The sequence below is a fragment of the Campylobacter sp. CFSAN093238 genome, assembly GCF_012898015.1.
Taxonomy (GTDB): Bacteria; Campylobacterota; Campylobacteria; order Campylobacterales; family Campylobacteraceae; genus Campylobacter_D; species Campylobacter_D jejuni.
The window spans coordinates 846,838-871,094 of sequence record NZ_CP040611.1; the positions used below are offsets into that span (position 1 = coordinate 846,838).

Annotated in this window: 18 protein-coding genes, 2 tRNA genes and 1 pseudogene; 4 read left to right on the forward strand and 17 right to left on the reverse strand. The window is 29.8% G+C overall.

The genetic code is table 11. The features are described 5' to 3' along the window. Window positions 1–265: 265 nt before the first annotated feature. A pseudogene (locus FBF21_RS04440) lies at window positions 266–416 on the forward strand (hypothetical protein). Here FBF21_RS04440 and FBF21_RS04445 read toward each other — a convergent pair. The 5 genes from FBF21_RS04445 to FBF21_RS04465 are packed head-to-tail and all read right to left on the reverse strand — an operon-like array spanning window position 394 to window position 4,875. Next, window positions 394–1,026 (reverse strand): hypothetical protein, encoded by a 633-nt coding sequence (locus tag FBF21_RS04445; RefSeq protein ID WP_002870196.1) that lies wholly within the window; start codon window positions 1,024–1,026, stop codon window positions 394–396. The pseudogene FBF21_RS04440 and the gene FBF21_RS04445 sit on opposite strands and share 23 nt — an antisense overlap. Beyond that, window positions 1,023–1,265, reverse strand: a complete 243-nt coding sequence (locus FBF21_RS04450) for a hypothetical protein (RefSeq protein WP_002852415.1) — start codon at window positions 1,263–1,265, stop codon at window positions 1,023–1,025. Before FBF21_RS04450 ends, FBF21_RS04445 begins: the two co-directional genes overlap by 4 nt. Continuing rightward, window positions 1,249–2,295: a DHH family phosphoesterase gene (locus FBF21_RS04455; protein ID WP_002859543.1), complete on the reverse strand. Its 1,047-nt coding sequence runs from the start codon at window positions 2,293–2,295 to the stop codon at window positions 1,249–1,251. The genes FBF21_RS04450 and FBF21_RS04455 overlap by 17 nt, the downstream gene beginning before the upstream one ends. Window positions 2,296–2,303: 8 nt before the next feature. Next, window positions 2,304–4,478, reverse strand: coding sequence for a flagellar biosynthesis protein FlhA (flhA, locus tag FBF21_RS04460; protein ID WP_002875839.1), 2,175 nt, complete (start codon window positions 4,476–4,478; stop codon window positions 2,304–2,306). Continuing rightward, complete coding sequence (locus tag FBF21_RS04465) at window positions 4,465–4,875, reverse strand: RrF2 family transcriptional regulator (protein WP_002919115.1); 411 nt, start codon at window positions 4,873–4,875, stop codon at window positions 4,465–4,467. The genes flhA and FBF21_RS04465 overlap by 14 nt, the downstream gene beginning before the upstream one ends. 174 nt (window positions 4,876–5,049) lie before the next feature. Here FBF21_RS04465 and rpsO point away from each other — a divergent pair, with 174 nt between their 5' ends. Then, the gene (gene rpsO, locus FBF21_RS04470) at window positions 5,050–5,322 is read left to right on the forward strand and encodes a 30S ribosomal protein S15 (RefSeq protein ID WP_002852579.1); all 273 of its coding nucleotides are present in this window, start codon (window positions 5,050–5,052) and stop codon (window positions 5,320–5,322) included. Between the two features lie 85 nt (window positions 5,323–5,407). On the opposite strand, the gene FBF21_RS04475 is transcribed toward rpsO, so the two are convergent. Next, window positions 5,408–8,248 (reverse strand): DNA translocase FtsK, encoded by a 2,841-nt coding sequence (locus tag FBF21_RS04475; protein ID WP_002856899.1) that lies wholly within the window; start codon window positions 8,246–8,248, stop codon window positions 5,408–5,410. A gap of 109 nt (window positions 8,249–8,357) precedes the next feature. Next, window positions 8,358–10,610: a flagellar hook-associated protein FlgL gene (gene flgL / locus FBF21_RS04480; RefSeq protein WP_002856750.1), complete on the reverse strand. Its 2,253-nt coding sequence runs from the start codon at window positions 10,608–10,610 to the stop codon at window positions 8,358–8,360. Window positions 10,611–10,790: 180 nt separating this feature from the next. On the opposite strand from flgL, the gene FBF21_RS04485 reads away from it, so the two are divergent. Continuing rightward, a tRNA-Leu gene (locus FBF21_RS04485) sits at window positions 10,791–10,877 on the forward strand. A 10-nt stretch (window positions 10,878–10,887) separates the two neighbouring features. Next, window positions 10,888–10,962, forward strand: a tRNA-Gly gene (locus FBF21_RS04490). Between the two features lie 29 nt (window positions 10,963–10,991). Here the strand turns inward: FBF21_RS04490 and abc-f are convergent. The 10 genes from abc-f to pheS all read right to left on the reverse strand — a co-directional run bounded on the left by abc-f (window position 10,992) and on the right by pheS (window position 24,145). Then, window positions 10,992–12,923, reverse strand: coding sequence for a ribosomal protection-like ABC-F family protein (gene abc-f / locus FBF21_RS04495; RefSeq protein ID WP_002856890.1), 1,932 nt, complete (start codon window positions 12,921–12,923; stop codon window positions 10,992–10,994). A 3-nt stretch (window positions 12,924–12,926) separates the two neighbouring features. Further along, a complete protein-coding gene (locus FBF21_RS04500; protein ID WP_002856957.1) occupies window positions 12,927–14,216 on the reverse strand; it encodes a HAMP domain-containing sensor histidine kinase in 1,290 nt (429 codons plus the stop codon). Next, on the reverse strand, window positions 14,210–14,872 hold the full coding sequence (locus tag FBF21_RS04505) for a response regulator transcription factor (RefSeq protein WP_002869170.1): 663 nt from the start codon (window positions 14,870–14,872) through the stop codon (window positions 14,210–14,212). Before FBF21_RS04505 ends, FBF21_RS04500 begins: the two co-directional genes overlap by 7 nt. Continuing rightward, complete coding sequence (serA, locus tag FBF21_RS04510) at window positions 14,859–16,442, reverse strand: phosphoglycerate dehydrogenase (RefSeq protein WP_002869169.1); 1,584 nt, start codon at window positions 16,440–16,442, stop codon at window positions 14,859–14,861. Before serA ends, FBF21_RS04505 begins: the two co-directional genes overlap by 14 nt. After that, window positions 16,439–16,927, reverse strand: a complete 489-nt coding sequence (locus tag FBF21_RS04515) for a hypothetical protein (RefSeq protein ID WP_002856886.1) — start codon at window positions 16,925–16,927, stop codon at window positions 16,439–16,441. The genes serA and FBF21_RS04515 overlap by 4 nt, the downstream gene beginning before the upstream one ends. After that, a complete protein-coding gene (locus FBF21_RS04520) occupies window positions 16,927–18,597 on the reverse strand; it encodes a 30S ribosomal protein S1 (RefSeq protein ID WP_002870044.1) in 1,671 nt (556 codons plus the stop codon). Before FBF21_RS04520 ends, FBF21_RS04515 begins: the two co-directional genes overlap by 1 nt. A 131-nt stretch (window positions 18,598–18,728) precedes the next feature. Next, on the reverse strand, window positions 18,729–19,562 hold the full coding sequence (locus tag FBF21_RS04525; protein ID WP_002870043.1) for a 4-hydroxy-3-methylbut-2-enyl diphosphate reductase: 834 nt from the start codon (window positions 19,560–19,562) through the stop codon (window positions 18,729–18,731). Then, on the reverse strand, window positions 19,552–20,838 hold the full coding sequence (gene aroA, locus FBF21_RS04530) for a 3-phosphoshikimate 1-carboxyvinyltransferase (RefSeq protein ID WP_002852577.1): 1,287 nt from the start codon (window positions 20,836–20,838) through the stop codon (window positions 19,552–19,554). The genes FBF21_RS04525 and aroA overlap by 11 nt, the downstream gene beginning before the upstream one ends. Continuing rightward, window positions 20,835–23,156: a phenylalanine--tRNA ligase subunit beta gene (gene pheT / locus FBF21_RS04535; protein ID WP_002917825.1), complete on the reverse strand. Its 2,322-nt coding sequence runs from the start codon at window positions 23,154–23,156 to the stop codon at window positions 20,835–20,837. Before pheT ends, aroA begins: the two co-directional genes overlap by 4 nt. Then, window positions 23,153–24,145: a phenylalanine--tRNA ligase subunit alpha gene (gene pheS / locus FBF21_RS04540; protein ID WP_002852567.1), complete on the reverse strand. Its 993-nt coding sequence runs from the start codon at window positions 24,143–24,145 to the stop codon at window positions 23,153–23,155. The genes pheT and pheS overlap by 4 nt, the downstream gene beginning before the upstream one ends. Window positions 24,146–24,257: the final 112 nt, after the last annotated feature.

Consider the following 24,257-nt stretch of genomic DNA (forward strand, 5'->3'; position numbering starts at 1 on the left):
AGGCTAAAGCACAACTTCCACATAACAACAAAGTTAAAACTATAGAAAATTTATTCATCAATTTCCCTCCTTATTTTGCGTAATTTAAATTCAGTATAAGACTTTATTTAGAAAAAGTCAATAAAACCTAATTACATTTTAAGAAAAAAGCTTTAAACCTTAAAATAATATTCGTTTATATTTAAAATAGAACTTATATATTTAAAGCAAAAATAAAGTTTTTTCGCTATAATAAAATCTTGCAATATTTTTAAAGGTTAGGTTAATGAAAAATTTAAGCATTCAAGAAAAAAAAGACTTAGACAACTGCGTTTTTCAAAATCTTGGAAGGCAAGATACTTTTACTTTAAGTGTGGTTTTTAAAAATTTTTATTTAAAAATTAAAGCATTTATTTATTCTAAATAATACCACTTAAAATCCTTTTTTGTGTAGGAAAGATCTTTAAAAGAAGGTGATTGGATAAATAGTTTGCACTCTTTATCCAAATTTTCTATCCCGTATATTTTCATAGCCATTCTTGAGTCATGTCTTGTAAGTTCTATTCCAACACAAGCTTGATTGTTGATTTTGTAAAGTAAAGTGCCACCATCTTTTTCATCTATATTTAAAATATCCAAATTCTTATTTTTACTCATATCTTTTACATCTTTACTAAAAGAATATCGGAGTTTATAATATATCATAATATCCTGCATGGTATTTTTCAAATTTTGTAAATTTTCATTAATCAAATATCCATTATTTTTATAAAGTTTTAAAAAATCTTCATTAAGAAATTTTTGAAAACTTTCATCTTTAGATAATTTTTGACAAGAATTATAGCTATTTAAAATTCTAACTTGACTGGCTTCTATTAAAAGTTCAAGGCAATCTTTATTTTCTTGTGAAAATTGCACTAATTTAACTTCTTGAATCTTAAAATCTTTATTCGGTTTTTTTTCATAAGTAAAATCATTTAATTTTTCATAAATATTAGCAAAACTTAAAGAATATAAACTAAAAAAAATTAAAATATACTTTTTCATTGAAAAAAATCTTTGTATTTATTTTTTAGAAATTCCACCACTTCTAAAATTTCATCAACCCCTTCTTTGTTGGAATTTTCGAGTACATTATCTATATTATCAATATAAGCTTCTATTGCATTTTCTAATTTTTCTCTTTTAACTCCAGCGTATAAAAGCATAGCTTCTAAAACTATGCTAAGCTCATATTGTAAATCTTCTAATTCATTTTTTAAGGTTTTATTATTGTTTTGATTCATTGTTTTCCTTTTTAAGTTCTTTGCTTTTAATTAAATCAATAATTTGAGCCTTAATATAATTATAATTTGCTCCATCTTTAAATGTCGCAAAAAGTCCACCACTAGCATTTTTATGTCCGCCACCACCTACTAAATTTTTAGCCATTAAACTTACATCTATTTTTCCATTTGCACGAAAACTTAAGGTTTTTCTAGAACTAACATCAATAAAAAAGTCATAATCAGGATTTTTTACTAAAAAATCATTTCCAATAACAGAAGTATTGCCTATATTTGAAGTTAAGATGCCTTTATGGCCTTCATATTCTATGCTAAAATTTTCTTTTAGCTCACTTAGTTTTTCAACTACAAAATAAGAAATTAAATTAGAAAGAGTATCATCATTTTTTCTGGCAAAATAATCCTTTTTTATAAAATGAGTAGCATTATCGAGTAAAATATTTGCATTTTCTTTTCCTATAAATTTCCAAGCCTTATCAAGCAAGAAAAACATATAATCAATTTGAGATTCTTTAAACATTACACGATTTATTTCTTTTGCATTGGCAATCAAGCCTAAAAAAACCTTTCCAAGTTCAAAATTTTCATCCTCGCTTAGCCAAATATCAACAGCATTAACCACATCAACAAATTTTGAAAGTTCTAAAACAGGAGTACAGATTTTAGAGAAAAAATCATAAACGATTTTAGTTGCACATCTTTTAGAATCAAGTAAATACCAAGAATATTTTTGAGCACATTCTTCGCCACTTTGATGATGATCAAGAAGAAAAATTTTAGTATTTTTCTCTTTGCAAATTTTTTCAAATTCTTCGCATTGATTTAAATTTAAATTTAAATCTGTTATTAGAATAATAGCTTTTCCGAAATTTTCATCTTTTTCTATATCGCCTATAATAGAGTTAAAATTTTCATTAATTTCTTTGCCATAATTAGAATTATAAAATTTCACATTTTTAAAATAAAAATTTACTATAAATTGACAAGCATAGCCATCAAGATCTGTATGTGAAAGATGATAAATTTTCATTATATTCCTTAAAGTTCTATCCTAATAATACCCTCGGTATTAAAATTTGTATTTTCTGCAATTTCTGCAAAACTTAACACTACTATATTAATGCTAAAATTATAACAAATATCAGCAATGAATTTTCTAAGCTGCGGTTCAACGCAAAGTATAAAAGGCTTGATACGACCATTTGCTACTGCGGCAACTTCAGCCCTTAGAGTATCTACTAAAGTACCTGTTTGAGCTACACTTAAAGGCAAGTGATAACTTCCATCTCTAAATTGTACATTTTCCATTAAAACCGCAGAACTAGCAGAGTCTAAGATAAAAATATCCAAATTTCCTTTATCATCTAAATACATATTTGTAATCATCCTAGCCAAGGACGCCCTTACATGTTCAATAATCATATCAAAACTCTTGCTTACTTCTGCTATATCGCTTACAGATTCTAAAATAGTAAGCATATCTTTAATTGGTATGTGATGCTTAAGCAAGTCTTTGAGAATTTTTTGAATAAGACTTACAGATGCAACACCTAAAGCACCTTCTACGATGATTGGATAATCATTTTTAACCTTATCAAGAAGATTTTGTACCTCTTGGCGTGTGAGAAGTTCGCTTGCGTGCGCTTTGATAAGTTCGCTCATATGTGTTGAAATAACACTTGCAGGATCTATTACTATATAGCCATTTAATGTTGCTTCATCTTTTAAATTCGCATCAATCCAAAGTGCATCAGAGTTAAAAGCGGGTTCTTTTGTAGCAATCCCTTCTATCTCTTCTGTGATAAAACCACTATCCATGGCTAAATATTTATCCGGATAAATTTCAGCACTTGCTATAGACACGCCCTTGAGTTTAAAACTATACTCATTTGGTTTAAGTCTTAAATTATCTCTTATTCTTATTTTTGGCATTAAAAATCCTAAACTTTCAGCAATACTTCTTCTCATTGAGCGAATTCTTTCTGTAAGTTCGTTTTCAGCAAGCTTAATAAGTCCGTATCCAAGTTCAAGTTCTAAAATTTCAACTTTGAGTATATCGTTAATCTTGTGCTCTTCTTCTTTGAGAATTTCTTCTTCGCTTTTCTTAGCAGGCGCTGCCGTTGTCCCACCTGCTCCACTTTGAGATGCAACTGCGGCACTTGGTTTGCTTTTTTTAACTGTAGTTATATCAATTTTACCTTCCTTAACCTGCTTGGTAAGATAGCCAAGGCTTAAAAATACTAAAGCCATAAAGCCCAAGGATAAAGTTGGCAAACCAGGCACTAACGCAAAGATAAAAAGTACAAAACCTACTATTAAAAGCGTGCGATATTCGCTTAAAAGTTGAGTTAAAGTTCCTTCTGCAAAATTTTCCTCATCTTTGCTTGCACGAGTGATAATTATAGCGGTTGCAGTAGAAGTAATAAGCCCTGGAATTTGAGATACAAGTCCATCACCTATGGTTAAAATAGTATAGGTAGAAGCAGCATCGCTTAAAGCCATATCGTGCTGAAAAGATCCTATTAAAAAACCACCTATGATATTTATAATAGTTATGATAATTCCTGCAACAGCATCTCCTTTGATAAATTTAGAAGAACCATCCATTGCACCATAGAAGTTTGCCTCAGCAATAACTTCTTGACGTCTTGCTCTAGCGGTTTGTTCATCAATAAGTCCTGCATTTAAATCCGCATCAATAGCCATTTGTTTACCCGGCATCGCATCAAGTGTAAATCTTGCTTGTACTTCAGAAACCCTTGTACTACCTTTTGTTACAACCATGAAATTAATCAATACTAAAATACAAAATACAATCACGCCAATGACCATATTTCCACCAACAACAAATTCTCCAAATGCTGCTATAATCTCACTCACAGCTTCAGGGCCGTTTTGCCCTTCGCTTAAAATCATCCTTGTGGTAGCTATATTTAATGAAAGCCTAAATAAAGTGATAATCAAGATTAAAGTTGGAAAAGTTGTTAAATCTGTCGGTTTGGGTATATAAATAGAAATTAAAATAATTAATACCGATAAAGCTATGCTTAAAGCCAAGAAAAAGTCCAAAATAGGGCTTGGTAAAGGAACTATAATAATAGCTAAAATACAAACTAAAAAACCAACAATAGTCAAGCTTTTAGCTTTTAAAACAGGAGCGATTAAAGGCCCCAAGAAAGGAAAAACTAAATCGACTATTTTATTTTTTGCCATTATTTTTCATAATATCTTCTAAAGTAATAGAATCTAAAAATTCATCTACTTTATTTTGTAAATTTACTAACATAGACATTAAGGTGCAATTTTCTTCTTTATTATTTGGACAAGTGCCACCACTGCATTCAAATACACTGATATCCTTTTTTTCAGCACTATTAACAATTTCTTTTATAGTATATTGACTTGGTTCTTTGATTAAAACAAAACCACCTTTTGCCCCTTTAAAGGATTTTAACAAGCCATCTTTAGCTAAAGTTTGTAAAATTTTAGCTAAAAAACTTTTAGGAATATCAAGCTCTAAAGCTAAAGAATCTACATCTTGAGGTGTTTCTTTTTGAGAAATATAAATTAAAGAAAGTAAAGCGTATTCGCTAGCTTTGGTAAATAGCACAGATTCTCCTTGTTATAACTACAGAAATAGCTGTAATTATAATAAATAATTCTTAGAAAAAGACTTAAATTTTGACAAAACCTTCTAAAAAAGATAAATTCAGTTTATTTTTTGCTTTTTAAGATAAAATTACAGTTCTTTAATTTTATTATTTTACCAATCAGGAGGTCTATCATGGCTTTAGATTCGGCCAAAAAAGCAGAAATAGTTGCGAAATTCGCTAAAAAACCAGGTGATACTGGTTCAACAGAAGTTCAAGTAGCTCTTTTAACTGCAAGAATTGCAGAACTTACAGAACATTTAAAAATCTACAAAAAAGACTTTTCATCAAGATTAGGACTTCTAAAACTTGTAGGTCAAAGAAAAAGACTTTTATCTTATCTTAAAAGAAAAGATTATAATTCTTATAGTAAATTAATTACTGAATTAAATCTTAGAGATAAATAATTTTTAAGCCCTTTTTACGGGGCTTTTGTCTTTTAAATTTCTTCTTTTGTAATCAGTTTTATATATCAAAAACACAAGAAAAATCTTACAAGATTTCCCTTTGTCCTTTGGCATCAGGTTCGCTTAAAATCCCGTTTTGCGTAAGTTGTTCAATAATATTTGCAGAGCGGTTATAGCCGATTTTTAAACGGCGTTGTAAATAAGAAATGCTTGTTTTTCCATCTTCTAAGATTACTCTTTTAGCTTCTTCATAAAGCTCATCTACTTCCCCATCAAAGCTTTCATTTGTTGTAACACCTACGCTTTGCTGATCCTTTAAAAAGCTTTCATCATATTCTACGCTTTGTTGATCCTTTAGAAAATCCACGATTTTTTCTATTTCAAATTCGCTTGCAAAAGGCGCATGCAAACGCACTATAGAGCTTGTTCCAGGAGGAGTAAATAAACAATCCCCTCTTCCAAGTAAACTTTCAGCACCCATAGCATCTAAAATAACTTTAGAGTCAATTTTTTGCCCTACTTTATAAGAAATTCTACTTGGTAAATTCGCTTTAATTAGTCCTGTTACAACATCAACAGAAGGTCGTTGTGTAGCTACAATCAAGTGGATTCCACTTGCTCTTGCCATTTGCGCAAGTCTTCCTATATAAAATTCTACATCTTTACCCGCAGTCATCATCAAATCAGCAAGTTCATCGATAATTACTACAATAAAAGGAAGTTCTTCTCCGCCTAATTCTTTCATTTTTTCATTGTAATTTTCTATATTTTTGGTTTTTGCATCAGCCATTAAGCGATAGCGTCTTTCCATTTCAGCTACCATATTTGAAAGCGCATTGACTGCTTTTTTTGGATCTGTGATAACAGGAGTTAAAAGATGAGGAATGTCATTATAAATGCTAAATTCAAGCATCTTAGGATCTATCATCATCAAACGCAAGGTTTTTGGAGAGTTACGATATAAAAGACTTAAAAGCATAGAATTTATCCCCACACTTTTACCACTACCTGTCGTTCCTGCGATGAGTAAATGCGGAAGTTTTTTAAGATCGGTTACAAAAGCATTGCCTACTATATCTTTACCTAAAGCTATGGTTAAAGGACTTTTAGCGTTTTTAAAAACTTCACTTTGTAAAATTTCTCTTAAATAAATGGTTTGAATTTCATCATTTGGAACTTCTATACCTACAACATCTTTTCCTGGTATTGGAGCTTGAATACGGATTGATTTTGCCATTAAAGCCATAGTTAAATCATCTTGTAAATTTAAAATACGACTTACTTTCACATCTGCACTAGGACGAAATTCAAAAGTAGTTACCACAGGACCAACATAAGTGCTTATAACATCGCCGCCTATTTTAAAACGACGCAACTTTTCAAGAAGATTATAAATTTTTTTATCTATTTCACTTTCATTGATTTCTTGTTTGTGTTCTTTTGGATTAGCTAAAAAATCTAATGGCGGCAAGGTGAAATCTTTTGGTTTTTCTACTTCGCCCTGCTCTATTTCACGCAATAAAGCTTGGTTAATAGCAATTTCTTTGGCTAAAACTGCTTTTTGAAGTTTAATTTCTTGATCATTTGTTTTTTCATTATCGATTTTAGTTTCTGTATTTTGGATAAAATCGAGTGTATTTTTTTCTTCTATAACTATTTCATTTATATTTTTTATAGGAGTAGGTTCTATATAAGGATGATTTAACTCTTCTACAATGGGAGCAAATTCAAAGATATTGTCTGCTTTATCTAGATTTTTATTTTCATTTATTTTGTCTGATTCTTCTGTTTCTGTTTTAATTGTTTTTGGGCTATTAAAACTATATTTATTCCCTTCTATAATATCGCTTGAATTTATCGCATCATATTCTTCTAATTTTTTAATTTCTTGTTTTACTTTATTTTCTAAAATTTCATTTTGATAGGCTTTGTATTCTTGTTCTAGTTTTTCTTTTTTTATCAAATTCTCTCTAAGTTCAAGCTCTTTTGTAAAAATTTTTGGTTTAACTTCTTGATTAGAAACTGGAATTTCAATATTTTTACGTTTATAACTTGGCTCATCTAAATTTTTATTTGTATCTATTTGCTTTATATCTTCAAGTTTTTTAGGTTTTAAAAAACGTTCAGGAATCATATCTACCTCTTCTTCTGAAATAAAATTAAAATCTTCATCAAGACTAATGCTCATTTTACTAGCCTTTTGTGCGAAATTTCGCACTTGTTGAGAATGCTCATGAACAAAACTTCTTGATTCTTTTAAACTTTGTTTATCAATCTCTATGGTTTCATCTAAAATTTGATTTTTTAGTTTTTCAAAATTTTCCTTGGCCGTGGTAATTGAATTTTTACTTGCATTGATATTGCTATCTTTAATTATCTGTCCTAAATTATTGGTTTCCCCTTTTTTGTTTATTTGTAAATTTCCATAAATACTATCTTGCAAAATATTTAATTTTGGAGCTATAGGTTCTGATTTACCTACATCTTCTTTCTCGTTTTCTCCACCAAATACACGCATAAGTAAAGATTTAAAAGCTTGCTCTACTTTTAATAAATAAGTAAAATCTAATTCTATTTTTAAAATTTCTTTTGCAAATTTTGGAAACAATAAAACCAAAGAAAATAGCAAAAGCAAAAGAGCAAAAATTCCACTCCCTGTACGCCCTAAGATTATAGAAAAAAATCCATATACAATTTCTAAAATATACCCAAACTCTCTATAAAAGACAGAAAATAAAAGCAAGGTAGAAAAAAAGGCCAAAGAAAAACCAAAAAGCTCCCTACGCTTAAAATTTTCTATTTTATATTTTTTTTTATAGTAGAGATAATTTAATATAAGCAAAGAAAATGGATAATAATACCCAAATTCTCCAAATAAAAATAAATTAGCCTTGTAAACCCATTCTCCCATGCCAGGTGCTAGCATACAAAGACAAAGATAAAAAATAACAAGCGTGGAGCTGGTAAAAATGGCTTCTTTTTTAATATTCTTTCCTTGAAAATAAAATCAAAGCCAAATTATACCATAAAAAATTTTACATATAATTTAATAAGCTAAGTTGAGAAATTGTTGTGCTAGCTTTAAGAGAAGCTTGATATGCAAGTTGAACTTGCATTAAATTCATCATTGCCTCACCATAATCTACATCAATCACATTTGATTTTATACTTTGGACATTAACGCTTAAAAAGGATGTGCGTGTATTAACACCTTCGATAGTATTATGATATGCTCCCATAGTTGTATTAAGCTTGTTAACATGATCTGCTAAATGATCAAGTCTTTCTAAAGCTCCTTGCATACCTGTATTTCTAGGGTTTTCACTTTCGGAGTCTGCTCTCATATTGCCTTTTAAAACAGCATCAATCATTGAATCTAAATCTTTAATAATATCCACATTTGGCTCATCTATAGTTAAAGAATTATTCGCGCTAAAACTAAAATTTGGACCATTTTGTACAGTAGAAGTTGTGGTAAAAGGAGGTGCTGGAAATTGGCCACTTTGAGAATCACTAAGAGAAATTTCTATATTAGTGCCTGAAGAAAGTTTATCAGTAACACTAATACGACCTTTATAATCCATACTTACATCAACAGTAGCTTGTGAATCTTTCATGAGTTGTTGTATTTGGGTATAATCTGCATTATTAATTTGACCATTATTGGCTTGTATGGTTGTTGTAGGAATTTTATCTGCAGCAAACATACCTATAATATCATTAATTTGACCATAAGTAATATCATTTGATCCTGTAACAACCCCACTATTTCCAGTTGCAGGATTAGTATGCATAATAGGAAAGCTTATGGTTTGACCTGGATTATTAGGATCAAGATAGCTTACAGTTGAAGTTTGTAAATTTATAGTAACATCGTAAGAATTTCCACCTTTGGAATTGACTTTTAAATTTAAAGTAGTACCATTTAGGCTATCTCCTGCCATTACCTCGCTAAGTTTGGTTGAATCAGTGGCATAAGCATTGCTTCCTTTGATAACTTGAGAAACATTACCATAAACAGTATTGCCATTTTTTTCAAAATACACATTATCGTAATCAGCTCCATTAGCAGCATTTCCATCTGTATCTGTCATTTTACTTTTGATAAAATCAGTTTGTTTTAAATCGATTGTGAATTGTTGATTGTTGATTGTTACAGTTACAGGGTTGTTTAATTTTGTTATATCTCCATTACTAGGAGCAGCCGTAGCAGCTTGCATAACCCTATTTGTAACTTCATTCATTGAAATACCCTCTTGATTAGCAGCTTCAATAATATTTTTAAGTTCATCTTTGGTATCAGCTTGTGGTGTGAAAGCTACAGCATGAAAATCGAGTTTATTATTACCTTGCTTTAGATCTGTAATTTGAATTTGACCACTATCATTCATACTTACTTCTACTACTTTATTATTTGGAGTATTACCATAAAGAGCTCCAATATTTTCCATTACATCTTCTAAAGTATCTTCGGGTTTGACGAGTACAGCACTTTTAAAACTTGTTCCATCAGGCTTGGTTCCTTGAACATAAAGAGTTGTTGGAGGAAAATCTAGTTTACTATCATCATATTCGAAGTCTTTGTCAGCATCTAAGCTATTATCTTTTACATAACCTTGTCCGATAAGCTGTTGCCATTTAGAATCTCCTGTGAGATATTTAGTTTTATCAGGATTTTGAGTAAGATCCCAACGATTATCTGTAAAACTAACATTGGTGCTTATTTGTTTTTTATAATCTCCATCCGCTTTAAAAAATAAATCCCAGCCTGGTATATTGTACGGGCTTTCAGTTCCAGCTCCAGTTACTACATTAATATTATTTTTATCTCCATAATAATTTCCGTTAGAATCAAAAGGTTTGTTTGCAACTTGAGAACCTGCAAAAAGATACTGACCATTAACACTGGTATTTGCAAGCTGAACTATACTTTCTTTTATGCGTTCTAGTTCTTTTGCTATAGCCTCTCTTGAGGTTTGAGAATTGCTATCGCTTGCAGCTTGAGTTACTTTAACTTTAAAATCTTCAAGAAGTTTAACCATGTCTTGTAAAGCTTTCATGCTATTTTGAGTCATTTCTTGAGCTCTACTAGTTGATTCTTTTACTTGCTCTAATGTTTTAATTTCATATTCAAGACGCGTATTATCTATATAAGTGCTTGCATCTTCATATGAATTTTGAATTTTTAAACCTGAAGCAAGTTGTTGAGATATCTGATATAAAGCGCTTTGACCGCCCATAGAATTATTCACACTATTTGTGAAGTTAAGTTTATTTGTAATTCTCATTTTTTTCCTCTAAAGTATTAAAGTTAAAATCTTTTCAAATATTGCTAATAAACAAAAGCAATAACTGTTCCAAAAATTTAAATTATATAATTTTATATCGTCTTTTTGAAAATACTTTTTATTTTTAAAGTATTTTTTAGCCTAAAAAAGTATAATTTTAGCTTTAAATCTTAAAAATGAGCCCGAGTGGTGAAACTGGTAGACGCGCCAGACTCAAAATCTGGTAAGGGCAACCTTGTGTCGGTTCGAGTCCGACCTCGGGCACCACTTATTTTTTGCGGGAATAGCTCAGGGGTAGAGCACAACCTTGCCAAGGTTGGGGTCGCGAGTTCGAATCTCGTTTCCCGCTCCATAGAGTAAAAAAATATAAAATCTTTTTAATTATAAATTCTCGCTTTTCTCTAATACTAAAAAATACTCATTTTCTAGAATTTCAAGTTCTTTTTGCATTACTTCAAGTTCTTGATAAAGCTTGTTAATACCTATTTCTTGATATACATTTGGATCGGATAAATCTTGATTTAATTTAGCTATCTTTTGCTCTAAAAAATCTATTTTTTCAGGATAGTTTTTTAATATCTCATTTTCTTTGTAGCTTAATTTTTTAGAGCTTTTTTCTTTTTGGTTATTATTTTGCTCTTGAGTTTGAAGCTCTAAAGCAAAATTATCCAATTCTTCAATTTCTTTTTCATTTTCAAGATATTCAGTGTAAAGAGTGTGTAAAATATTTATATATCCATCTCCCTCAAAAGCATAAAGTTTTGTTGCGATTTTATCAACAAAGTATCTATCGTGCGATACTAGCAAAATAGCCCCTTCAAAACTAAGTAAATATTCTTCTAATATATTAATCGTAGCTATATCAAGATCATTAGTTGGCTCATCTAAAATCAAAACATCATATTCTTTAGTAAAAAGTAAGGCTAAAGCAACGCGATTTTTCTCTCCACCGCTTAAAAGAGCTACGCTTTTATCTAAAAATTCCTTAGGAAATAAAAAATTTTTCAAATATCCATAAACATGCATATTTTTACCACGAACTTCAACCCTATCTCCACCATTGGGACAAAAAATTTCAAGCAAGCTTTTATCAGAATTTACCAAGCTTCTAGCCTGATCAAAATATCCTATCTTAAGCTCTCCACGTTTTATTTCGCCGCTATCTTGTTTGATTTGTCCTAGAAGAATTTTTAACAATGTTGATTTCCCACAACCATTTCTTCCTACGATAGCTATGCGTTCACCTTGTAAAATACGCGTTGAAAAATCTTTAAAAAGATTTTTATCGTTTATATTTTTGCTTATATTTTTAAGCTCAAAAAGCATTTTTTTACGATTGATCGTTTTTTCTCCATTAAAATTTAAAGCCGCTCTTGAAATTTCAAGTTTTAAACGTTTAATTGCTCCAGGATTTTTTTTCGCTTCTTCACGCATTTTAAAAATGCGTTCTTTTCGTCCTTCATTTCTTTTAAGTCTTGCCTTTACCCCTCTTCTAAGCCATTCTTCTTCACTTTTTAATTGTTTTAAAAGAGTTTCATGGCTCTTAGCAAGGCTTTGTAAAATTTGTGTTTTTTTCTCTAAATAGTTTGCATACCCGCCTTTAAAAATACTAAGTTTACCCTGCTCTACTTCTACACACTTGTGTGCTATAGCGTCAATAAAATATCTATCATGGGAAATAAAAATCACACACATCTTTGAATTTTTTAGCAATTCTTCCAAAAAGCTTGTCATATATACATCTAAATGATTAGTTGGTTCATCAAGCAATAAAATATCAGGATTTTTTAGTAAAAGTATGCAAAGCCCAACGCGGCGTATCTCTCCGCCACTTAAAGTAGATATAATGCGATTTTCATACTCAAGCAAACTAAATTCTTTTAAAACGCGTATTATTTTAGATTCTATATTCCAAGCATCTTTACTATCAATCAAAGTCATAAGTGTATCTATTTTTTTAAGATAATCTTTATTGTTAGGTTCTTCTTCTAATTTTTTATGCAGTATTTCATATTCTTCTAAGGCATTGTAAATTTCTGCAAGCTCTTGCTTGATAGCTTCTTTTACACTTAAATTTGCATTAAAATCAACGGTTTGTGAAAGCATGGCTATGCTTTTTCCATTTTGTCTTATTACTCTACCGCTATCTAAAGGAAGTGTGCCTAAAAGCGTTTTTAAAAAAGTAGATTTTCCTTCTCCATTTTTGCCTATAATAGCAATCTTTTCTCCCTCGTTTGCACTAAAATTTGCTTCATTTAAAACTATTTTGTCTCCAAATTTTTTTGAAGCTTCAATTAAATCTATAAGAGCCATTTTTTATCCTTGACTGAGTTTAAAGCTAAAACTAGAACCATAGCCTAAAGTGCTAGAAATTTCAAGATAACTTTTATGTATATTTAAAATTTTCTTTACTAAAAAAAGTCCTAAACCAAAAGAATTATCGCTTTTTACATCAATTTTATAAAATTTTTTTGTAATCAATTTTATTTTATCTTCTTCTATGCCTTTTCCAAAATCTTGCACTATTATTTTTTGATCTCTTGCTGTTAAAATGACTTCTTTTTGACTATATTTTAAAGCATTAGAAAGCAAATTTATAATCACTTGCTCGATTAAAAATTCATCAGCCTTAACTTTCGTGCTTTTACCTTGCAATACAACTCTTTCAAAGCCTGGGTTTTTAGTGATTTTTTCACATAGAAAAAAAAGATCAAATTCTTGCATTTGCAAGGCTTCACTATTAAGATTAAAAACAAAATTAAGCTTATGGGTCAAAGCATTAAGTTTAATGCTTTGACGCGAAATTTTTTCTAGCAATTCCTTTTTTAATTTTTTATCTTCTAATTTCTCATCTTTTAATATTTCTAAGCTAAGATCAATCACGCTTAAAGGATTTTTAAGCTCATGTGAAATAGCAGAAATCACGCTAGCAAGCTGAGTATTTTTTAAAGTGATTTTATCGCTTTGTTTTTTATTTTTTTGGGTATTCTTTAGAATTTTATCCTTAGTTTTTAAAAGTTTCTCATTTAGTAAATTAAATTCTTTAAACATTCCTTTTTCTAATATAACAACTTTATGATCACTTATAGAATCCAAAAAATCCAAAATTTTATTAAAATTTTTCTCTATTCTTCTACCTAACAACAACATCAAAATAAAAACAAACAGCAAGCACACTCCAAAACCGATTGCTATTTTTATCCAAAAAAGTTCTAAATCTAAAAAACGAGGATAAACAATAATAATATATTTATATCCTTTGTAAATAAAGCTTTTGGTAAGAATTTTTTTTGAATTGAAATTTAAAATTTCTCCTTCTTTAAGATTAGAAAAAAAATCAGGATTTTTTACAGAACTTATTTTCATATCATTGTTTAGGATAATAAAATCAGCCCTAGTATCTTTAGCAAAATCCTTAATATTGGCATCATTTAAATGCTCTAAGAGAGAAAATTTTAAAACATCATCAAGGCTTTTGATTTTTTGTTCATATTGTTTTGTAAGCAAGAAATTAAGATAAGAATTAGTAAAAGTATAAAAAATAAACCCAAAAATCAAAGCCAATACAACAAAAAAAACTATAAAAATATTTTTAGTTTTTAGCATAATTTATAGCCAACACCCCTAACACTTATAATATGATCTTTTAGTTTTGGAAATTTATTTCTAAGTCTTGTTAGAGCTATATTGATTGTTTTATCACTTGTAGTATCATCTTTCCAAACACTTTCGCTTAAAAATTGTCTAGTAAGCAAGGTATTTGGATTTTCAAAAAAACATTTTAAAAGCTCATAGTCAAGATTTGAGATTTCTAATTTTTGATTTTTGTAAAAGAATTCATAATTAGCCAAATCTAAAATAAAATCACCAAAAGATAGCTTTTCTTCTTCTTTCTTATGGCGTTTTAAAATTGCTTTAATGCGAAGCAAAAGCTCATTAAAATCAAAAGGTTTGCAAACATAATCATCACAACCACTTTCAAAGCCTTCGAGCAAATCTTGATGCAAAGCCTTGGCTGTAAGAAAAATAACTGCTTCTTTGTATCCTTGCTCTCTTAAATCTTGAATTTTTTCTAAAGAATCCCCACTTGGCAAATTTCTATCGACTATTAAAAGATCGATTTGCTCATTATCGAGCAAATCTTCAACTCCAAAAAAATCCGCTAAAGATATAACTTCATAACCACTAGATTTTAACTTTAAAACAAGCAGTTCGTTTAAATCTATATCATCTTCTATAATTAAAATTTTAAATTTCAACATATTGGACAAATACACACGCCTCTAATTGTTTTAGTTCATCTAATACTTCTTTTTGAACTTTTTCATCAATCAAAACAACAGCCAAAGCATACCCAAAACCATCTCTACCAAGCCTAAAATCAGCTATGTTGATATTTTTAGCTGCCAAAACGGAACTGATTTTAGCTATAACTCCTGGTATGTCTTTGTTTTTAAAAATAACCATTTTCCCTTTTGGCTTAAAATCAGTTTTAAAGCCATTTAATCCAACTATGCGTTGTTCATTTTCATTAAATACTGTTCCTGAAACACTGATATTTGAATTTTCGGTGATAATTTTAACGCTAAGTTTATTATTATAACCACTATTTGGAAGAGTTTCGCAAGATAACTCAACTCCTTTTTCTTTGGCTACAAATTCTGCATTAACATAATTAATTTTCTCTCCTAAAATTCCACCCAAAGCACCAACAGCTGCAAAGGTTAGCATAGAATTTGCATACTCGCCAATAATTCCTTCAGCCTCTAATTTAATACTTTTTATAGGATTTTTATCAATTTGAACAGCTAAAAAAGCCATTTTAGAAACAAGTTCTATATAAGGAGCTACAAAAGGTGGTAAATCTTCAGTTTTAATTGGTAAATTTAAGGCATTAGGATAAGCCACGCCTCGTGCTGCGCTTAATGCTTGCTCACAAGCTTCTCTTGCGATATTGTCTTGACTTTCTAAAGTATTTGCTCCTAGGTGAGAAGTAACTGAAATATTTTCAAAGTCTAAAAGAGGATGATTAGTCGCAGGTTCTTTATCGAACACGTCTATACCAAGCCAAGCTATTTTACCACTTTTTAAACCTTCATATAAAGCCTCTTCTGTGTACAATCCTCCACGAGCACAATTTATTAATCTTATTCCATCTTTCATTTTTGCAATTTCTTGCTTTCCTATCATACCATTGGTTTCTTTGGTTTTTGGTGTGTGAATGGTAATAAAATCACTTTTTTCTAAAATTTCATCTAAATTTTTTGCTTGCTCCATATCTAAATCTGTAATCTTAGAAGCAGAAATATACGGATCATAGGCTAAAATTTTCATACCAAATGCTTTAGCGCGGATAGCCACTCTTGAACCTATATTTCCAAAACCTATAACCCCTAGCGTTTTGTTCATCAATTCAATGCCATACCATTTTTCTCTTTCCCATTTTCTTTCAATTTTTAAAAAATTATGAGCATTGACAAAGCTTCTAGCTGATGTTAAAAGATGTGCCATTGTTAGTTCAACTGCGGCAATAGTATTTGCAGTTGGGACATTCATCACAATCACTCCTCTTTTAGAACACTCTGGAATATCAACATTATCTACGCCCACCCCAGCACGCACAAGCGCTTTTAATTTTTTGGCATGATTTAAGAAATTTACATCTACATCCGTAGAACTTCTAGTAATAGCAACTTCAACATCACTTAGCATTTGCATAAGTTCATCTTTTGGAACTTTTGCAGCTTCTATAAGCTCAATATCTTCAGCTTTTCTTAGAATATCGACACCTTTATCCAAAATAGCATCACATACTATAATCTTTTTTTTCATAACCAAATTTCCTTTACTTCTGTATTTATTTTATATTTTTTTAATTCTTTGATAATATCATCTATAAGTTTTTCATTACCTGTATCCAAAAAGATTTCTGGACTATCACCTGATTTAAGAAGAAAATACTTCACATTAAAAGAATTTAAAGTCTGTCTTAAGCAAAACATAGAATAAATATCATATTTTCCAACTATAAGTTGATAATATTTATTTTTCTCCTTAAGCTCGCTAGTATCCGCATCAAAATATAAGGTAAATTTTTCTGCTGCTGGGGTAAAATCTCTTGTAGGCCATTTTGCTAATTCTTCTTGCCATGAAAGATCTTGATTTTGGGTTTGAATGCTTGGCTGTGTATTTGTATCTTTAGCAAATTGTGGAATGAAATTTACATTAGCTTTAAATTGCCAAAGCAATGTAAAAACAACAGCAAGCAAAATGAGTAATAAAATACTCAAAATGCTTATTGTAATGTATTTTTTCATTAAGCTAGCTGATCTTTAATGATATCACCTAAAGTCACTTTATCATCATTATTGATTTCATTAAGAACTTCTCTTTCTTTCATTCTAACAAGATTTTTAACACTTAGGCGAATTCTATTTTTCTTTTCATCAATAAAAACTATAGCAGCTTCAATATCGTCGCCAATTTTTAAATTTTCAAGCATAGAAGTGCTTATATCTTCTTTATGAATTAAAGCATCAACATTTTTACTTAGCTCTACAAAAACACCAAAATCTTTAATATCACGGATAGTGCCTTTTACAATATCGCCGACTTTATGAATTTTGGCATATTCTTGCACTGGAGAACTGTTTAATTCTTTTGTGCTTAATGATATTTTTTGGTTTTCTTCATCTATTTTGATAATTTTTACCTTGATTTTATCCCCTTGAGAGAATTTGTCTTTACATTTATCGTTTCTATCCCAAGAAGCATCTTCATTATGCAATAGACCTTCAATACCGCCAAGTTTAACAAACGCACCAAAAGAAGTTACCGAGGTAATTTCTCCTTCAACCACATCCGCAATTTTGTAAGATTTCATAAATTCATCAAAAGGTCTAGAAAGTAAATTTCTTAAAGAAACTCTTAAGCGTCTTTCATTTGGATTGATTTCAATTACTTCAACATCAATTTCTTGACCTTTGTTGATATAATCTTTTGGATTTTTAATATTTTTATCCCAAGAAATTTCACTGATATGTAAAAATCCTTCTATATCATTTCCTAAATCCACAAAAGCACCATAAGGCTCTATATTTGATACTATTACTTTAATGGTATCACCTACATCAAGAGTATCTTTTATCTCGCTCCATGGATCGGGTAAAGCCGCTTTTATAGACAAGGATAAATGTTTGCGTTCTTTATCATACTTTATAACTTTAACTGGAACCTTATCACCCTCTTTATAAAGTGTTCCAGGATTTACAGGTCCTTTGTAAGAAATTTCGCTGTAATGAACAAGACCATCAACACCTCCTACATCCACAAACATACCATAAGTAGTAATTTTTTTCACAATACCTTCAATTAAATCTTCTTGTTGTGCTACATTATTGATCAATTCTTTGCGTTTTCTTCTCTCGTCATCTAAAGTTTTTTTACGAGAAACAATGATACTTTGCTCATCTTTGTCGATTTTAATAATTTTAACTTTAAACGTTTTGCCTATAATATTATTTGTTTCTTTGAAGCCATATTGAGATTTTGGTAAGAAAAATTCAACATCATTTTCATCAACAACTATCAATCCGCCTTTATTTTTTCCAACTACTTTTACGGTAAAAATATCATCTTGATTTTCTTGATAGTTTTTAATAAATTCGATAACTTTTTCTTTTCTCAAAGCTTTTTTATGAGAAAGTAAAGATCTGCCACCACGAGAACCCATAACAGCAACTTTAATACCATCGCCTACATTAAATAATAGCTTAGAATTGTCATCTTGTATTTCGCTAAGAGCTAAAATACCTTCAGATTTTTTACCTATATCTACATAAACTTCATCATTTTTGATCTCTACAATCACACCCTCTGTTGTAGCCTCTTCTCTTGATTTATCAAAAGCTTCTAAAAGCTGTCCAAAATCTTCTTCCTCAAGATAATCATCTACGCCGCCTTGAACTTTTTTGTTCACCTCGCTCATTATGGTCCTTTAAAATAATTTTTAGAAATTGATTGATTTTACCTTATTTTTCTTTAATTAGTGTTAAGTTTTTTTATTTTTGTTAATTTTTTTTAAATTTTTGACTTTTTTATTCTATTTGAAAACATTTTTTAATTAATTTTAAATTTTTTTATTTTGGCGATAACTTTTTGTATGATCCAATCAGGAGTACTAGCACCTGCACTAATGCCGCAATGTTTTTTATCCAAAAACCATTCTTTTTTTAACTCTTCTTCGGTTTCAATTAGATAGCTATCTTCACAATTGGTTTTTGCAATTAAAAAAAGTTGTTTTGTATTGGCTGAGTTTTTACCCCCTACAACAACCATAACATCACTTTTAAGCGAGAGTTCTTTAATGGCATCTTGATTTTTAAAGGTTGCATCACATATAGTGTTAAAAACTCTTACTTCTTTGGTTTTAAGTATTAAAAAATTTACTATCTCCATAAAATGCTCAGGCTTCTTAGTTGTTTGGCTTACTACAGCTATTTTATTAGGAAGTTTTATATTTTGAAGTTCTTTTTTATCCAAAACTACATAAGCTTTTGTACTTACATAACTTTTGACTCCTTTAACTTCGGGATGATTTTCATCTCCAAAAATAACAACTTCATAACCCTCCTTACTCATTTGCTCGCAAATTTGTTGTGGTTTTGTAACAAAAGGACAAGTGGCATCAAAAATTTCTATATCTTTTTTTCTCAATTCTTCTAAATCTTGCTTTGTAATACCATGAGTTCTTATAATAGCCTTTTTTTCATTACTTAAAGCTTGTATATTTTCCAAAGTTTTGACATTAAAATTTTTTTGCAAACGAGAAATTTCTTCGTTATTGTGAATAAGAGGGCCTATAGTTGCAGCATCTTTTATTTGTTCTGCTTTTTTAATAGCTCTTTTAACACCAAAACAAAAACCATAGTTTTTTGCTAATTCAATAATCAATCCTAGCTCCTAAATTTGATAAAATCTCTATAAAATTTGGAAAAGAAGTTTTTATACAATCACTATCATCAATCTCGATTCCACAAAGCAAACCTAAAATAGCAAAACTCATAGCAATACGGTGATCTCCATAGCTTTTAATTTTTGAAGATTTTAGTTCGCATCCACCTTCTATTTCAAAACCATCATCAAGTTCTCTAGCTTCAACACCACAAAGCTTTAGATTTTCAACCATCACAGCAATCCTATCGCTTTCTTTAACGCGTAATTCTTTAGCATTTATTAAACTAGATTTACCCTTAGCCAAAGCAAAAGCTATAGCCAAAGCAGGCGCTTCATCTATTAACCAAGCGATATTATCTTTAACTTCTATGCCATTAAGCTTGCTAGACTCCACCCTGATCTCACCAATAGTTTCAAAATCATTTTGAGTTATTGTCATTTCAAGTTTGGCACCCATTTTTTGCAAAATTTTATACGCCTCTATACGAGTAGGATTAAGCAAAATATTTTTTAAAATAATTTGAGATTTAGGTAAAATAATAGCTGCTAAAACAAAATAAAAAGCCGAAGAAGGATCATTAGGAATGATTATATTTTGAGCTTTTAAAGGTTTTTTTAAAGGATTTATTTCAAGACTTAAGCCATCATTACTAACCCTTATTGGAGCTTTCATAGCCTTTAGCATGTTTTCACTATGATTTCGACTAAGAGAAATTTCACTAAAAGTGCATACATTATCAGCTCTAAAAGCAGATAAAATCATAGCTGTTTTAACTTGAGCCGAAGAAATTTCGCTTTTAAAATTAAAAGCTTTTAATTTTTGACCTTCTATACAAAGTGGAGCTAAATTTGCCTCATTTCTTCCATAAATTCTAGCGCCTATTTGAGTAAGTGGTTTGCTTATCCTTCTCATAGGACGATTGTTTAAATACTTATCTCCACTTAAAACAAAAAAACCAGAAATTCCTGCTAAAAATCCTATCATCAAACGCATAGCAGTTCCTGAATTTCCACAGTCTAAAATACAATTTGGAGATAAAATTTCTTTAGGGGGTATAATTTTGACGCAAGAATCTTTTTGTTCAATTTTAGCTCCAAGATTTTTTATAATTTCAAGAGTGTTTAAAGTATCTTGAGCTAAGAGATAATTTTGAGCCTTATTTTCTTCTTGTGTTAAAAGCGAAAATATAGCAAAACGATGAGATATGCTTTTATCTGCTGCTATATTTTCAAGTATAGCATTTACAGGGGTTTGCAATTTGTAAATTTTCATCTTAAATCAAGACCCAAATTTTTAAGAGTATTTAAAATTTTATCCATACATTCATTCACTTGATTATCTTCTAGAGTTTTATTTATATCCCTAAAAGAAAAACTTATAGTAATGCTATAAAATTCTTTAAGGTTTTCATCACTATAAATATCAACTAAACGAAAATTTTCAAGTATTTCTAAATTCAATTCTTCGATACAATTTTTAATCTGATTGTATTCAAAACCTTTAGGTATTAACACGCTAAGATCTCTAGTGATAGCTGGGAATTTGGAGTAAGGCTTAGCTATTTTAAAATCTTGCCTGATTAAATCTAAATCAAGTTCGCAAATATATGTTTTTGGTAAATCTCTCTCATTTTCTATTTTTAAATGCAAACGGCCTATAAAACCTACTTTAATATCCGATAGATAAATATCTGCTTGTTCATAAGGGCTTAAAATATTATATTTTGATGATTTTAGTTTAAAATCACCTATAATATTTTTAATATCTAAAAGAAAATCATAAAATTGCACCGATTCAGGTTTGGCCTTGTTGGAAATTTTAGCTTCTTCTTTTAAGCCAGAATGGATAAATGCAATACGATTTAATTCTTGATTATTAACATTGAAAACAGCCCCTAATTCAAAAAGTTTAATAATTTTTTTAGAATTTTTTGCATTTAAACTTGCTGCATTTAACAAATGATTTAAAAGGGTTGTTCTTAAAGTATTAAGTTCTGCTGTAATTGGATTGATTAGTTTTAATTTAACAGAGTCAAAACCTAATCTTTTAAGTTCTTCTCCATTATCCAAAACATAATGTAAGCTTTCAAAATAACCACTAGCTACTGCTCTTTTTCTTAAATTTAAAAACTCAATATAATTTTTATATGCAGAATTTAAACGATTTTTTTCTATAAATTCTAAACCCTTGGAAGCAATATTATCAATACCTATAATTCTTACAACTTCCTCGCAAATATCTGATAAATTTTTAATATCAGGACGATGTAAAGGTGCTTTAACATTTATAAGCCCTTCACCTGAAAGTATGAGCTCAAAACCTAATTTCTTTAATATTTTTAATACTTCATCTTTATCAACATTTTGTCCTATTATATCGCTAATACCTTCAATACTTATTGGTATGATTGGTAATTCTTTGTCAGTTAAAATTTGTTGAGAAGAACTATAAATAACAAGATTTGGAATCTGCTCAAAAATACCAAGCAAAAAATCCATTCCTAAATTTAATTTAGGTTCACTTCCCCTAAAACTTCTATAAAGCATTTTTTCATCTTGATCTTTATAATATATTTTAGCATCTGCAATTACCAATGGATCGGTATAATTAGCCTCAATAATAATTATTTTAGAATCATCTTTACATCTACTTTCATTATTTTGGAAAATTCCGCTAAAGCTTAAAAGTTTATCTTTGCAAGATACTTTTGTTTCTCCATGCACTTGCTTGCTTAAATTAATGGTAAATTCTTCATCTTTTTCAGAAAAACTACTTAAATCATAAGCATTAAAAAGAACACCAGTTGAATGCGTTGCATAATTTAATAAATTTTCTATGGAATTTTTTCCCAAACTTTCAATTTGAGCAAGTCTTAAACTAAGCAATAAATTTGTTTGAATTTCTTCTTTTAGCTCTATGGCTCGATAATTATAAAGTCCATTAAGTTCTTTCTCAGCTGCTAAGCGCAAAATTCTACCGATACCTAAAACATTTTCACTTTCTTTAAATGGTTTTGGTTCTTTTAAATTTAAATTTAAAGCTGCGGCTAAATCACGAGCTATACCATAAATACTTAAACAATCACCCCTATTAGGAGTAAGTTCCACTTCTATTAGCTCATCATTAAAAATTTCATAAGTATTTAAAGGTCTCCCAAGTTCTAATTTCCCTATACTCTCATCTAAAAGCATAATTCCTTCATTGATTTTTTCAAAACCCAGTTCTAAACTAGAACAAAGCATACCACAAGAATCCACTCCTCGCAATTTTGCTTCTTTTATTTCCATACCGTTTGGCATGATAGCACCTTTAGTTGCAACAGCTACAAATTGTCCTGCATCAACATTCGCAGCACCACAGACAATTTGCAAGGTTTCACTTCCGATATCAACTTGACAAATGCTTAATTTATCTGAATTTTCATGTTTAATTTTTTCCTTAACATAGCCTACAACAACTTTATCTGGAGCCTTTAAAGCGCCAACCCTATCAACTTCTATACCTATAGAGTTTAAAGTTTTAGCTATTTTATCTGAACTTATTTCTTCAAGTTCTAACCAATCATTCAACCAACTTTTAGTAATTATCATCTAAACTGCTCCAATAATCTCAAATCACCTTCAAATAAAGATCTTAAATCTGGAATTTGATGCAAAAGCATTGCAAAACGTTCTACTCCCAATCCAAAAGCATAACCACTTACATTTTCATAACCAACAAAATTATAAACATTAGGATCAACTATTCCACATCCTAAAACTTCAAGCCAACCTGTATGTTTGCAAACTCTACAACCCTTTCCTTTGCAAAATACACAAGAAATATCAACTTCAGCAGAAGGTTCTGTAAATGGGAAAAAACTTGGACGAAAACGAACTTTCACATCTCCAAACATATAACGCAAAAAATCTTCCAATACACTTTTTAAATTTGCAAAGCTAACCTTTTGCCCTTCTTCCACCACAAGGCCTTCAACTTGATGAAACATAGGAGTATGCGTAATATCAAAATCTCTTCTAAATACAGCACCAGGGGCTATCATCCTAATAGGAGGTTTTTGTGCAAGCATTGTCCGTATTTGCACTGGCGAAGTTTGTGTTCTTAAAAGCCTTTTATCATCAAAATAAAAGGTATCTTGCATATCTCTTGCGGGGTGAGATTTAGGTAAATTTAACGCTTCAAAATTATGAAAGTCATCTTCTATTAAAGGCCCTTTTTCTATGCTAAAATTCAAAGCTATAAAATATTCTATGATTTTATCCATGGTGCTCATAACAGGATGCAAGGCACCTGTTGTAATACTTTCATCAAAATAGTTAAAATTTAAAGCATCTTGTTTCATTCTTTCTTCTAAAGCAAGATTTTCCAAATCTTTAAATTTGGCTAAATAAGCCTCATTAAATATTTCTTTTTGTGCATTTAATTTAGCAGCAAATTCTTTTTTCGCCTCATCTTCTAACTCTTTAAGCTTTGTAAAGCCTTCTGTTAAAATACCTTTTTTTCCAAGAACGGAAATCCTAATGGCTTCCAAATCATTTAAATTCTCACATTTTTGAATCTGTTCTATAAAATTTTGCAATTTTCTTACCTTAAATAAAATATTTCAAATTCTAATTCTATTAAAAACTATTTTAAATTCAGCATAAAAACCAAACTTTAAAGATATAATTGTATCAAACCAACAATAAAAA